11 protein-coding genes and 4 pseudogenes are annotated in these 14,356 nt (G+C 28.6%); 4 read left to right on the forward strand and 11 right to left on the reverse strand.

All coding sequences use genetic code 11. The annotated features are described in order from the left end of the window. Window positions 1–21 precede the first annotated feature (21 nt). Window positions 22–557: pseudogene (locus ACZ1HD_RS13385) on the reverse strand (DUF1599 domain-containing protein). A gap of 107 nt (window positions 558–664) precedes the next feature. Between ACZ1HD_RS13385 and folP the strand changes: the two are divergent. Next, the gene (gene folP, locus ACZ1HD_RS13390; protein ID WP_472687715.1) at window positions 665–1,489 is read left to right on the forward strand and encodes a dihydropteroate synthase; all 825 of its coding nucleotides are present in this window, start codon (window positions 665–667) and stop codon (window positions 1,487–1,489) included. Window positions 1,490–1,679: 190 nt separating this feature from the next. After that, window positions 1,680–2,456: a diadenylate cyclase CdaA gene (gene cdaA, locus ACZ1HD_RS13395; RefSeq protein WP_077810037.1), complete on the forward strand. Its 777-nt coding sequence runs from the start codon at window positions 1,680–1,682 to the stop codon at window positions 2,454–2,456. Between the two features lie 66 nt (window positions 2,457–2,522). On the opposite strand, the gene ACZ1HD_RS13400 is transcribed toward cdaA, so the two are convergent. The 3 genes and pseudogenes from ACZ1HD_RS13400 to truA form a co-directional block, all read right to left on the reverse strand. Further along, the gene (locus ACZ1HD_RS13400) at window positions 2,523–2,945 is read right to left on the reverse strand and encodes a hypothetical protein (RefSeq protein ID WP_079737229.1); all 423 of its coding nucleotides are present in this window, start codon (window positions 2,943–2,945) and stop codon (window positions 2,523–2,525) included. Between the two features lie 71 nt (window positions 2,946–3,016). Next, window positions 3,017–4,784 (reverse strand): annotated as a pseudogene (locus ACZ1HD_RS13405) (ABC transporter ATP-binding protein). Window positions 4,785–4,787: 3 nt separating this feature from the next. Further along, complete coding sequence (truA, locus tag ACZ1HD_RS13410) at window positions 4,788–5,513, reverse strand: tRNA pseudouridine(38-40) synthase TruA (RefSeq protein ID WP_340932666.1); 726 nt, start codon at window positions 5,511–5,513, stop codon at window positions 4,788–4,790. 97 nt (window positions 5,514–5,610) lie between these two features. Here truA and ACZ1HD_RS13415 point away from each other — a divergent pair, with 97 nt between their 5' ends. Further along, window positions 5,611–6,108 (forward strand): metallophosphoesterase family protein, encoded by a 498-nt coding sequence (locus tag ACZ1HD_RS13415; protein ID WP_079737232.1) that lies wholly within the window; start codon window positions 5,611–5,613, stop codon window positions 6,106–6,108. A 1-nt stretch (window position 6,109) separates the two neighbouring features. Here the strand turns inward: ACZ1HD_RS13415 and ACZ1HD_RS13420 are convergent, their stop codons facing one another. The 4 genes and pseudogenes from ACZ1HD_RS13420 to ACZ1HD_RS13435 form a co-directional block, all read right to left on the reverse strand. Beyond that, complete coding sequence (locus ACZ1HD_RS13420) at window positions 6,110–7,885, reverse strand: tetratricopeptide repeat-containing sensor histidine kinase (protein ID WP_472687716.1); 1,776 nt, start codon at window positions 7,883–7,885, stop codon at window positions 6,110–6,112. A gap of 17 nt (window positions 7,886–7,902) precedes the next feature. Further along, the gene (locus ACZ1HD_RS13425; RefSeq protein WP_472687717.1) at window positions 7,903–8,601 is read right to left on the reverse strand and encodes a hypothetical protein; all 699 of its coding nucleotides are present in this window, start codon (window positions 8,599–8,601) and stop codon (window positions 7,903–7,905) included. Window positions 8,602–8,765: 164 nt separating this feature from the next. Continuing rightward, on the reverse strand, window positions 8,766–9,431 hold the full coding sequence (locus tag ACZ1HD_RS13430) for a response regulator (RefSeq protein ID WP_472687718.1): 666 nt from the start codon (window positions 9,429–9,431) through the stop codon (window positions 8,766–8,768). Between the two features lie 289 nt (window positions 9,432–9,720). Further along, a pseudogene (locus ACZ1HD_RS13435) lies at window positions 9,721–10,151 on the reverse strand (DUF4293 domain-containing protein). A 200-nt stretch (window positions 10,152–10,351) separates the two neighbouring features. Here ACZ1HD_RS13435 and rho point away from each other — a divergent pair. Next, window positions 10,352–12,052 (forward strand): annotated as a pseudogene (gene rho, locus ACZ1HD_RS13440) (transcription termination factor Rho). A 149-nt stretch (window positions 12,053–12,201) separates the two neighbouring features. Here the strand turns inward: rho and ACZ1HD_RS13445 are convergent. From ACZ1HD_RS13445 to ACZ1HD_RS13455, 3 genes are all read right to left on the reverse strand, one after another. Next, complete coding sequence (locus tag ACZ1HD_RS13445) at window positions 12,202–12,429, reverse strand: hypothetical protein (RefSeq protein ID WP_472687719.1); 228 nt, start codon at window positions 12,427–12,429, stop codon at window positions 12,202–12,204. Window positions 12,430–12,442: 13 nt separating this feature from the next. Continuing rightward, on the reverse strand, window positions 12,443–13,942 hold the full coding sequence (locus ACZ1HD_RS13450) for a peptidylprolyl isomerase (RefSeq protein WP_472687720.1): 1,500 nt from the start codon (window positions 13,940–13,942) through the stop codon (window positions 12,443–12,445). Between the two features lie 98 nt (window positions 13,943–14,040). Next, window positions 14,041–14,325: a SurA N-terminal domain-containing protein gene (locus tag ACZ1HD_RS13455; RefSeq protein ID WP_472687721.1), complete on the reverse strand. Its 285-nt coding sequence runs from the start codon at window positions 14,323–14,325 to the stop codon at window positions 14,041–14,043. Between the last annotated feature and the right edge of the window lie 31 nt (window positions 14,326–14,356).

A 14,356-nucleotide genomic window follows, 5' to 3' on the forward strand; every position in this document is an offset into this window, starting at 1 on the left:
TGACATTTTTAATAAGAACCTCTAATTCCCTAAGTGAATCATTGCAAAAACTGCATAATTAATCATGTCTTGGTAATTAGCGTCTATACCTTCCGATACAATCGTTTTACCTTTATTATCCTCAATTTGTTTTACACGTAATAATTTTTGTAAAATTAAATCAGTTAAACTAGAAACGCGCATATCTCTCCAAGCCTCACCATAATCATGATTTTTATTCATCATTAATTCTTTGGTAATTTTTGCATGTGCATCATATAAAACAGTTGCTTCATCAGTATTTAAATCCGGATTTTCTACAACACCTTTTTCTAACTGAATTAAAGCCATAATAGAGTAATTTATAATTCCTATAAATTCAGATTTCTCACCTTCGTCTACTTTTCTTACTTCATTTTCTTGTAATTGACGTATTCTAGTTGCTTTTATAAATATTTGATCTGTTAAAGATGGTAATCGTAAAATTCTCCATGCAGAACCATAATCGCTCATTTTTTTATAAATAAACTTCTACATTCTTTAATTACAGCATCATATTGTTTAGATGTATCTTGCATTCTATTTTATTAAAAGTATTTGTTCAAAAATACTAAATACTATAAGCTTTTCTTTTATTTTTACAGAAGTTTTTTAAAACTGCATTCATAATTTAAAAATAAGTAAAATGACCATAAATTGTAAAGGAACCTTAATCGATCTTTCATCGCCTAAAGTTATGGGAATTTTAAACATTACACCCGATTCTTTTTTTGACGGCGGTAAATACAAAAACGAGTCTGATATACTTTCTCAAACAGAAAAAATGTTAAAAGATGGCGCAACCTTTATCGATGTTGGCGCTTACTCTTCTAGACCCGGTGCAAAGCATATTTCAGAAAAAGAAGAGTTACAAAGAATTGTTCCTGTAATTAATTTGTTGCTTAAAAATTTTCCTGAAATTATCATTTCTGTAGATACTTTTAGAAGTAAAGTTGCCAAAGAAACCATAAACGCTGGTGCAGCTATTGTAAACGATATTTACGGCGGAAATATGGACAGCAACATGTTCGAAACCGTTGCCAATCTTCAAGTACCTTATATTTTAATGCACATGTTAGGTACACCACAAAACATGCAGAAAAACCCTGTTTATAACAACGTTATTCAAGAAATTATTAGTTTTTTTGCTGCTCAAATACACAAATTACATCAGCTAAAACTTAATGATGTAATTATTGATGTTGGTTTTGGATTTGGTAAAACTATCGATCATAATTTTGAAATTCTTAAAGATTTAAGTCTCTTTAAATCTTTAGACGCACCGATTTTAGCCGGAATTTCAAGAAAATCTATGTTATACAAAACACTAGACATTACTGCACAAGAAGCTTTAAACGCAACAACTTCTGCAAATACAATTGCGCTTTTAAATGGTGCAAATATTTTAAGAGTACACGATGTAAAAGAAGCAATCGAAGCAGTTAAAATTGTAAATAAGATTTCTTTTTAGAAGCTATTTCCTGCTTTCACTACTCGCTTTTTTCGTTCCTCAAAAGAGCTCAAACAAACCGTTCAATCAGGGCTAAGCTTGTTAATTTACTTTATTTTATATTAAATTAATATAATTATTATCTATTATAGATTTTGATATTGTTCTCCAAATTATTTATTAGTACATTAGCCTAAAATCACTAATTTTTATGCTCGATTTTATAGAATTTTCTTTGTTAGATGTTTTAGATATTTTGCTAGTAGCAATATTACTTTATTACATCTATAAACTTTTAAAAGGAACTGTCGCCATAAATATTGTAATTGGTATTGCCTTAATTTTCTTAATCTGGAAAATTACACAAGCCTTAAAAATGGAAATGCTTAGCGGAATTTTAGGCTATTTACTTTCTGGTGGTGTAATTGCCTTAATTATTGTTTTTCAGCAAGAAATAAGAAAATTCTTATTAATGATTGGTACAACTAATTTTACCAACAAAAGAAACTTTTTAAAACAATTAAAATTTTTACAAACAGAAATTGGTTCGGATATTGATACCGAAACAATTATAGAAGCATGCCAAAAAATGTCTAAATCTAAAACGGGTGCTTTAATTGTTATTGAAAGAACAAATAGTTTAGATTTTTTAATTAATACTGGCGATACAATGAATGCGCTTTTAAACGACGCTTTATTACAGAGTATTTTTTATAAGAATAGTCCTTTACATGATGGTGCCTTAATTATTAGAGATAATTATATTGTAGCTACAAGAGTTGTTTTACCAATTTCTGATAGCACTAAGATTCCTGCAAGGTTTGGCTTAAGACATAGAGCTGCAATTGGTGTATCTGAGAAAACAGATGCTGTTTGTCTTTTAGTTTCAGAAGAAACAGGAGAAATCTCTTATATAAAAGACGGTGGTTTTGAATTATATGCTAATTATACAGACTTAAACGAAAAGGTTAGAAAAGACCTAATGTAATACTTCATCCAAATAAAAAAGGCTCTCTAAATAGGAGAGCCTTTTATTTTATAACTGTAACTATAATTAGTTAGCTGGTGCCATTTTAGACTGAATTTGAGCCATTACCTTAGCATACATTTCTTGTTCTTCTTTTGGTAATTTTGAAGCCATTTCTCTTCCTTCATCTAATAATTTTTTACCTTTTGCAGCAATTGCAGTAATCTTTGCAACATTACCATTTGCTGCTATATAATCTCTTGCATAAACAGTATATGCCTTTAAGTTTTCTACAATTTTATCATTAGAAAATGAAGGAATTGTAATACCAACTAAACCAGATTCCGTAGGTTTTTCTACAACAATGTCTGTTTCTACTTCTTTTTTAACAACTTCAGTTGTGTTTTCTATTACTTCAGTTTCTTTAATTTCTTTAACATCTTTAGTGTTAGATTTACAAGAAGTAAACATTAAAGCACCAATAAATACAATTGATAATACTTTTTTCATTTTTATATTGTTTAAGATTGAATACCAAATTTAACAATTAAAAAAGAAAAATATCAATTTATCCTAAGTATTTAAGAAGCAACATCTAAACTAAATTGCTTATCGTATAAATTCTTGTAGTAACCCTCTTCTTTTTCTAACAATTCATTATGGGTTCCTTCTTCTACAATTAAACCTTTATCCATAACAATTATTTTATCAGCTTGTTTAATTGTTGCTAATCTATGAGCAATTACTATAGAAGTTCTATCCTTTGTAATTGTTTCTGTTGCAAACTGAATCATTTGTTCTGCATGTGCATCTACAGAAGATGTAGCTTCATCCAAAATTAAAATACTTGGTTTACTTACGTACGCTCTTAAAAAAGCTATTAATTGTCTTTGACCAGAAGAAAGCATTGCTCCTCTTTCTTTTACATTGTAATTATAACCACCAGGTAATGTCATAATAAAATCATGAATACCAATTTGTTTTGCTGCTTTTTCTACTTCTTCTTTAGAAATAGTGTCATCCTTTAAGGTAATATTATTTAAAATAGAATCTGAAAATAAAAAAACATCTTGTAAGACTACTGCAACCTGATCTCTTAAACTTTGCAATTTATATTCATCAATAGAAATATCATCAATTTTAATTACACCGCTATCAATCTCATAAAAACGATTTAACAAATTAATAATGGTAGATTTTCCTGCACCAGTTGCACCAACAATTGCAATTGTTTGTCCGTTTTTAACTTTTAAATCGATACCTTTTAAGACTTCCTCACCAGCAACATAACTAAATTTTACATTTTCAAAATTAATAGTACCTTTTAAGTTTTTCGCTTCAATTGTTCCGTTTTTAGAAATTGTACTTTCTGTATCTATAATTTTAAAAACTCTCTCACCGAGATACAATTCCCATTTGCAATTGATTAAATTTGTCTGCAATTTGTCTTAATGGTCTAAATAACATTTGTGCCATCTGTACAAAAGCCATCACTGTACCAGGACCAGGAACTGCACCATCTATTACTTGCTTACTTCCAAACCAAACAATTAAACCAATACCTATTGATGATAAAATTTCTGCTATCGGAAAAAAGATAGAAAAATACCAAATTGTCTTTATATAAGCATCTTTATGTTTGTTGTTTATCTCTTTAAAGTTGTTGTATTCTATGTTTTCTCTATTAAATAACTGTACAATTTTCATACCTGTTACTCTCTCTTGCACAAATCCGTTTAAATTAGAAACCTGATTTCTAACTTCTTGAAAAGTTGCCTTAATAGCTTTCTGAAAAACTTTTGTAGCATACACCAAAATCGGTAAAACCGCAATTGCTATAAATGCTAGTTTCCAGTTTATTATAAACATTACAACAATTACAGCAAACATTTGTAAAACATCACTTACAATTGTAAAAACTCCGCTACTAAAAAATGCCGCAATGGTTTCTATATCAGAAACCACTCTTGTTACAAGTTTACCTACAGAATTCTTATCAAAATAAGACATTCTAAATTGTAAAATATGTCTAAAAATCTTTGCTCGAATATCTCTAATTATATGCTGACCAACCCAATTTGCGTAATAGATAAACGTAAATCGTAAAACAACTTCTATCATTAAAACACCCAACATTAATAAAATACTGTTTATTAAACCTTCGGTATCTTTATTTGTAATATAAACATCTACAGTTTTCTTTAAAATAATAGGCGTTAGTAAGGCAACACCTGCTAAAAGAATTGTAGAGGTAGACGCTATAATAAAATTACGTTTGTATCTTTTTGCAAAGCTCATTAGCCTTAAAAAGATATCCATATCAAAAGCATTTCCTGTTTTATTTGCCAAAATTTAATATTTTATTTTAGTTAAAAATAACCCTTTTGCAGGCACAGATAACCCTGCGTTTCCTCTATTTTTACTCTCTATAATTTCTCTAAAATTATCTACTGTAATTTTTTCTAAACCTACATCTACTAATGTACCAACTATTGCTCTAACCATATTTCTAAGAAACCTATTGGCAGAAATATGAAACACTAATAAATCCCCTTCTTGTTTCCAAACGGCTTCTGTAACATTACAATTAAAAGTATACACATCTGTTTTTACCTTAGAAAAAGTCTGAAAATCTTCATATTCTAATAACAAACTCGCGGCCTTATTCATTTTAGAAACATTTAACTGTTGCGAATGTATTTGCCATGAAAAATCTAATAAAAAAGGATTTCTACCCAACCAAATTTTATACTCGTAACTTCTACTTTCTGCATTAAATCTTGCATGATGCTCTTCTTCTACTAAAAACACACGATAAATTGTAATATCGTTTGGTAAAATAGAATTTAACTTATGTACAATATCGCCTTTAATTTCTTTTTCTAAATCGAAATGTGCAAACATTTGTGAAGCATGTACACCAGTATCTGTTCTTCCTGCACCTACAACTTCTATTTGCAATTGTAAAACAGTGCTAATGGCATGATTTATTTTTTCTTGTACAGACACAACATCCGGCTGTATTTGCCAACCATGATAATTCTTTCCGTTGTAAGCGAGTTCTATAAAATATCTCAAGAAAATAGTTTTTTGTAGACTGTAAAATTACGGAATTTATTTTGTTATTAGTATTTTTGATAACCGAAGAGAAGTTAAACTTTTCTTACTAATTTATATGAAGAAAATTCTACTTTTATCGGATACACATAGCTTTATAGATGCTCAAATTTTAAAGTTTGTAAAACAGGTAGATGAAGTTTGGCATGTTGGTGATATTGGCGACTTAAATGTTACCGATACTATAAAAAAACTAAAACCTTTAAGGGCTGTTTATGGCAATATTGATGATAAAGATGCAAGAGCAGAATTTCCTTTAGATAATAAATTTGAATTAGAAAATGTAACAGTTTGGATGACACATATTGGTGGTTATCCTAATAAATATTACAAAAGAATAAAAGACGAAATTCAACTAAATCCTCCAAAAATTTTTATTTCTGGACATTCTCATATTTTAAAAGTACAGTTTGATAAAAAATTAAATTTGCTTCATTTAAATCCTGGTGCTGCTGGCAAACATGGTTTTCATAAAATTAGAACAATGCTAAGATTTAGCCTAGACAGTGGAGAAATTAAAAACCTAGAAATAATAGAATTAGGTTCTAGAGGATAATTTAACTTTTTTCTATAACCGGTAATTCAACAGAAATTGTAGTTCCTTCGCCTATTGTAGATTCGATTAAAAATTTTCCGTTCATCATTCGAATTCTAGCTTCTATTTGATTTAAACCTAAACCATCTTTATTTGTTACCTTATTTTTATCGAAGCCAACTCCATCGTCTGTAATTTGAAAACATAGATTTTTGTCTTTCTCGTAAAGGGTAATTAAAGTATAACTCGCTTTACTGTGCTTTAAAATATTATTTACAAATTCTTGAATAATATTATAAATTTTAATTTCAAAATCTTGATGATATCTTCTTATATCCGAAATATCTGTATCAATTTGCAAAACAGAATTAGAGTATTTTGTTGCGATATCTTTAATAGCAAAGTTTAATCCAAACTTTAATAAAACCGATGAAACCAAAGTATGCGATAAATCTCTAATTTTTTGAGATGCTTCTGCAATAATGTTTTGTGTTTTATCTATTTCTAAAGGAATATCTCCTTTAAACAATGGTTTAGTCGCCATTAAATGCAAGTTAGCAGATGAAAGTAAAGCACTTACACTATCATGTAATGTTTCTGCTATTTCTTTACGTTCTGTTTCTTTACCATCTATGGTTGCGTTTAATATTCTTGCTTGAGATTCAGATTTTAATTTTTCTATATTCTGATTCTGAATTAATTGTGTTTGAGATAATTTAAGCCTTAAGTTTTTCTGCTTTAGTTTATAGAGATTTAAAAAATACAGTAAAGAAATCATTACAATAAAACTACCGATTCCAAAAAGCCAAAATGTTCTTTGATCTTTTAATCTTTTGTTTTCTTCTTCTCTTTTAATATCTTTTACATTATATTTAGCTGAAACCTCTTCAACCATTCTTCTGATTTCCTTATCTCTTAACCCATTTTCAATATCATAAGACATTTCTTGGTAATCATACGCCTTATAATCTTCTAAATTACGCATTGCCCACGCTAAATTATAATATAAATCTGCTTTTAATTTAACAGCAACTTGACTATTATCGTTTTGTATGGAATTTATTCCTTTTATATAAGTTTCTTTTGATTTAGTAAACTTTTTTAAATGTAAGTATATATTACCTAGATTTATATTTGTATTTGCTAATCCAATTTTATCATTAGTTTTTAGATGAATGTCAATCGACTTTTTAGCAAATAATATTGCTTTATCATACAATGAATCTAACTCATAAATACCAATTAAATTTCCGTAAGAAATTGCTTTATAATTTAAAATCTCAACATTTAAACTGGGTATTTTTTCAAGTTTATTAAAGTAATACTTTGCGCTATCTAATTTAGAAAGCTTTTGAAAAGTACTACCAATTCTCAAATAAGACTTTGCTAGTTTAACATACTTGTAATTTTTTAAAGTCTTTTCTTGAATATTTGATGTAACTAAAGTATTTAATCCTATTTTATAATATTTTAAAGCTTTTTCTAATTTATTTACCTTCTTATAAATATCCCCTATAAGTAAAGTGTTATCATAGAACGTAATTTCATTAGTATTTCCATTTAAGTCATCGTATAAATTTAAGGATTCATTTAAAGCTGTAACGTAATCCTTTTTTTCATATTTCCTCAGTATTTTATCATATCTAATCCTAAAAGTAGTATCGTTTTGAACTGTAAAAACTGATGAAATTTCATTTTTAAAAATTTCATCAGTTTTAAATTCAATAAAAGTACGTTCCTCTAAATTATAATTAAATAAATTAATAAACTGTACAAAAAGTAAAATTTTATATTTCAAAATGTATAAAAAAACTTTTAATTATCATTACCATCATATGAACTTATTTTAGGTTTTCTTGAAACTAAGGCAAAACTTCTTTGAGATAAGCTCTTAGAGCTTAAATTTAACAAATGATTAACAAAATCAATCCTTAAAACTTCTCCCTCTAATTTAGTGAAATTTCTAGAAAAAGTTGTTTCAGAAGACTTACCTTTTTCTAAGTGAATTTCATAGATATTTGCCTCTTGATTGTATACAAAATCTACAGTAGTTTGGTTTTTTACCGTAAAATCTAAATCATAAGTTCCGTCTTCATTACTTGTAATGCTATATTCTGATAAAAATGTATCATCTAGATTTTTTTTAGCCATTTCAATATTATCATCAATAATACTAATATTAGACTTTTTATTAGATCTATTATCTACAAAACCTATACTTAATTCTTGATCGTCTATTAATAATTCTTTAGATTGTTTTTTACTTGTCAGGTTATCAGATTCATAAAAATGAAACTCATTTTTATTTGTTTCTTCGTTTTTAAATGCTTGTGTTTTTACATTTTCATCAACATCTAAATCAATAGAATAAGCACCAGTAGCGTCTCTTTTTATCTTATAAGATTTAAGTGCATTTTCACTTTCTTCTACAGGTAAAATGCTCTCGTTCGAAGAACATGCTGATAATGTTAATACCGCTACAACAACTAATGATGCTAATTTTGTAATTTTCATAATAATGGAATTCTTGAGGTTTGTTTTAAGTTAAGTTGGGTAATTTGGGGATAGGTAATATTCTAAGGACAACAATGTACACAAATAAATTAGTGCTTATGTTTTTGGGGAATGCAACTTAAGTTTAAGTTTTAGGGGCGGTTTTAAACTTAATAAAGTATAGGCTATACTAACTTATATTTAACAGCATACATTGCTAATCCTACTGAATTTTTTACATTTAATTTTTTTAATAATTTTTTTCTATATGACTCTACTGTGTGATGACTAATATGCATTTTATCTGCAATTTCACTTGTACTTAGTTCTTTTGTAACTAATTTTAACACACTTATTTCTCTTTCTGTTAAAGACTCAAATAAAAAATCTTCTCGCATATCTCCTTTTCTTGTTTTTTGCCCAGAAAAAGACTTTAAAAGCTCTTCTTGTATATCATTACTAAAATATTGCTCGTCATTTGCTACTGCTTTAATTGCTTTTACAATATGCTCTCCTGCATTATTTTTAGAGATATAACCTCTTGCGCCTAGATTTAATACTTCTTGTACAATTTTAACATCATCGTAACTAGATAGTACAATTACCTTTTGGTCTAATTTGTTTTCTTTAAAATATTTTAAAACATCAAAACCATCTAAAACAGGCATCGTAATATCTAATATTAAAATATCGGCATTATTCTCTTTTTTACTAAACCAATCTATTACTTCTTGACCAGTTAAAGAATAATCTCGAATTTCGATATCTTTATCTGTATTTATTACAGCGATGATCCCTTCTATTAAAATCTTATGATCATCTGCTACGTGAACGTATATTTTATCTTTCATTATTTATGCTACAAATTTAAATTAGAAATAGTTAGTAGACAATCCCTGAAAACAGTGAATTTTAACTATCCCTGAATTCAGGGATGCATGTCCCTGAATTCAGGGATACAAACAAGTTAAACAACTACAAAAGAGATGTTTAAAAAACTATAAAATTGGCTAGAAAGTTAACTTTTTAAAATTAAAAAAATGAATGATTTATTTAAAAAAACGTATTATAAATTAGGTCATAAAAAAACCGAGAATAAATCTCGGTTTTTTTCGCACTAAATATACTAAGATGTTAGTTTTATCGCAATCTATCTACAGATTTTACAAGATCTTCATCCTTCTTTATAGCTTTATTTGCCAAAACAACAAGCAAAATAGCTAAAACTGGTATAAACATCCCAATACCTTTCTCTGAAACAGAAGCTTCTCCAGGTAAAGTTAGAGATACATAAATCAATAATCCTAATAAAATAAGGTTTATCAAAATTGTTACACGTCCAATTACAAATTGTAGTTTTCTATTTTTAAATATAAAAATAGCTACAAAAGACAATATAGCCGATACTAGAAATAAAACAGGGATAACCTTTAAAAGAAAAGATTCACTATTTAATAAATCCATAGCGAAGATATCTTTTTTTATAGATTTCCACAAATTAAAAACAAAAATTAATACTCCGAAATTATTGAAGCTAAAAATAAATATACACTTTGTATTCTTTGTATCATTTGTTATTTCTATTGCAACAAAAGTATACATTCTTTTTTAATAAAGAAAACCTAAAACTAAAAAAAAGCATATATTTGTTACATAATAACCGCACAACAAGGCTAAAAAGTAGAACTATACTTTTAGCTCCATTCAAAAAAAACACACATCTTACAATACAAATTTAAGATCCAAAAAAATTTAACTTAACAATTTTAGAATGTTCGAAATCTCAGAACTAAAAGCAAAAACTCTTGCTGAATTACAAAATGTTGCCAAATCTATTGGTTTAACAAAAACTAGTCAGTTAAAAAAATTAGACCTAGTTTATCAAATTTTAGATACACAAGCAGCCAATCCTACTAAAGCAAAGGCTGCCGTTTCACCTAAAAAGGAAAATGTAGAAAAAACAGAAAAACCTAAAAGAAAACGTGTAACTAAAAAAGCTGTTGCTTCTGAAAAAGTTAATACCGAAGAAAGCATTGCTAAAACGGAAGAAAAAAATACGGAAGCAGTAACAAAAGAAAGAGCTAAACCAAATCCAAGACCTCAGAAAAAGCCACTAGCTAAAAAAGAAGTTAAGGTAGAGGATACTACTAAAGAAAATGTTGCTCCTAAGAAAAATGTTGTAAGCAAAAAGGAAGATAAAACAGAAACCAAAACTGTGAATCAACCAAATAAACCACAACATAACAAAAACAACAATCAACCAAACAATAAGCAAAAAAATAACAATAGAGATAAAAACTCTAATAGAAATAACGGTAATAAGTCGAACAATAGATACAGAGATCCTGATTTTGAATTCGACGGAATAATAGAAAGTGAAGGAGTGTTAGAAATGATGCCTGATGGTTATGGTTTCTTAAGATCTTCTGACTATAATTATTTATCGTCTCCTGATGATATTTATGTTTCTCAATCTCAAATTAAATTATTTGGTTTAAAAACTGGTGACACAGTAAGAGGAAATGTTAGACCACCAAAAGAGGGTGAAAAATATTTTCCTTTAATTAGAGTTTCTAAAATAAATGGATTAAACCCGAATATTGTTAGAGACCGTGTTTCTTTTGAACATTTAACGCCTTTATTTCCTCAAGAAAAATTCAATTTAGCAGAAAAAGGAAGCTCTTTATCTACAAGAATTATCGATTTATTTTCTCCGATAGGAAAAGGACAACGTGGTATGATTGTAGCACAACCTAAAACAGGTAAAACGATGCTTTTAAAGGATGTTGCCAATGCAATTGCAGCTAATCATCCGAAGTATATCAAATTGTTTTACTGATTGATGAGCGTCCGGAAGAAGTTACAGACATGAAACGTAATGTTCGTGGTGAAGTTGTTGCTTCTACCTTTGATGAACCAGCAGACAAACACGTTAAAGTTGCCAATATTGTTTTAGAAAAAGCAAAACGATTGGTAGAATGTGGACACGATGTTGTAATTCTTTTAGATTCTATTACTCGTTTAGCTAGAGCTTACAATACGGTTGCTCCTGCCTCTCGGAAAAATACTTTCCGGTGGTATTGATGCAAATGCATTGCACAAGCCAAAAAGATTCTTTGGTGCTGCTAGAAACATAGAAAATGGTGGTTCTTTAACTATTATTGCTACTGCTCTTACAGAAACAGGTTCTAAAATGGATGAAGTAATCTTCGAAGAGTTTAAAGGAACTGGTAACATGGAACTTCAATTAGATAGAAATATTTCTAATAGAAGAATTTATCCTGCAATCGACTTAATTAAATCTTCTACAAGAAGAGACGATTTATTATTAGATGCGCAAACGGTTCAAAGAATGTGGGTGTTAAGAAAATACTTAGCAGACATGAATCCTATTGAAGCAATGGAATTTATAAATGACAGAATTAAGTTCTCTAAAAACAATGAAGAATTCTTAATATCGATGAACGGATAAGAATTTAAAAACTTATAAACAAATTAAAACACCCTTCTAAACTTATTAGAAGGGTGTTTTTTGTACTTAAAATTATTATTTAGTAAGCATAAAAAAACCGTTCAAAGCTAATTGAACGGTTTTTAATATTATCTAAGTATACTTTTCTCTTAATTAGAAACATACATGTTAGCTCTATTATCTTCTATATCGCTAGCTTTTTTAATTGCTTCATAAATCTTAAAAGTTAATCTCTTTCTAGATTCAGCAATCTTTTTTCTATTAGCTTCATAGTTTGGTAAAGCCGTTGGTAATTCTCTTTTATTTAATTCAAAAGAAAATACACCTCTATTACCTTCTATACCTTTGTATAATTGGTTTTCTTTAGCACCATACATTGCACCAACTACCTTAGGCTCTACTCCTACACCGAGAAAGTGAAGAATTTTTAAGATCTACATTTGTAGCTGTTCGTACAGTTGTATTATTTGCTTTTGCAATTTCGTCTAAAGAACTTCCGTTTAATTTTTCTGAAATTAAAGCCGCTTTCTTCTTATTAGTTAAAATTGGTCTTACTCTGTTAATTGCTTTTTCAACTGGCATTAAACCTTTTTCTGTTTCTGCTGTTACTACTGCAACTACATAACTACCTTCTAAGTCGAAACGTTTAAAACTACCAACTTCAGAATCTCCGCTAAATGCCCAAGAAACAATTTGTCTTTGGTTTCCTAAACCAGGAACATTTTCATCTAACACTTGTAAACCTACTGCAGATCTTAAGCTATAATTTTTATCTTTAGCTAAAGTAGCATAATCATCTGTCTTAGAAATTGCTAAAGCAAACTGTTCTGCTTCTTGAAAAACAGCATTTTCTGTAGCTTCTGATGGCACTATTTGTTTACCATATGTTGCTAATTTTAAAACTGTTTGATTGTTTTTTGTATCATCTACACTTACAACATGGTAACCAAAAGGAGTTTCAACTACACCTAAAGATCCTTTTTTGTTTGTAAAACTAAAATCTCTAAAAGCGGGTGTCATTCTATTGTAATTAAACCAATCTAAGTCTCCGCCTTTTTCTCCGTAAACTTTATCCGAAGAAAATTCTTTTGCTAAATCGGCAAACTTACTTTTTCTTCTTTTAACAACAGTTAATAAACTATCTGCAAGTTTTTTTGCTTCTTCTTTAGTTCTTGTAACATCTTGTGGCGCTGCTTGAGAACCAACAAAAGGTATTAAAATATGACTAGCTTTTACAGAATCTGGCATTTTAGTAACTTCTGTAATTTTAGATATTTTAAAATATCCTTGATCTTTATAAGGACCAAAAACATCACCTTCTTTACCTGCAAAAATATCTTTGGCTACTGTTTGATTAACTGACGCATTGAATTTATAACCTAAATCTAAATTAATATCAGAATTATTTTCTTCAAAAAACTCTTTGTATTCAGTAGCATTTTTTAAACCTAACCTCTTATCGTTGTTTCTATCTAAAGAATCTTCAATTAAACTTGCAACATTCTGCTTAATTACAGCTTCATCTTCCGGTGTAGCAAGAATATTGAACTTTACATAAGAAAGATCTCTAGCTTCTTCTACCTTAAACTGACTTTCATTATCTTTAATGTAAGAAGCAATTTCAGATTTTTTAATTTTAACCAAACTATCAGAAATACTGCTGTAAGGTATATACACAAACTTACCACTTAACTTTGTGTTTTCGATTAAATATTCTGTTTCACCTTCTTTTAATGAAGCACCTAAACCAGCAGTAACTAACTTATTATAAGTATTTGTTTCTGCATTATTTTTAACTTGGTTCATATAACCGCACCAAGCTGCCCACATTTGCTCGTTGTTTGCTTTTGTATCTGCTAAGAATGTTTTAAACTTTCCTTCATCGAACAAACCAGCCTCGTTTAAAAACTGCGGATTATTTTGAACTGACGGAGAGTTAATTACTTCGTTCCAAACATCTTGTTCGCCAACAGTAATACCAGCTTCGTCTAACTGATTTTTATATATTTTTTTCTTACAATGTTATCCCAAACATTTTTTGCAGCTTGCATTTCAGAAACTCTACCACCTGTTTGTTGTTTGTATTGCTCTAATTCTTTTGCAAATTCTTGTGTAGAAATAGCTTCTCCGTTCACTTCTCCTACTTCATTTACTTTACTTGAATTAAAAAAATCTCCTAAAGTAGAAGGATCTAATACAAAAGCAAAAAGTGCTAAACCAATTATGATAATCAAGAACATTGAGCGTTCTCTAATTTTTGATAAAATTGCCATACGTTTTTATTTATTTTCAGTGGGCGAATAT

The organism is Polaribacter sp. HA6-7, from assembly GCF_055693625.1.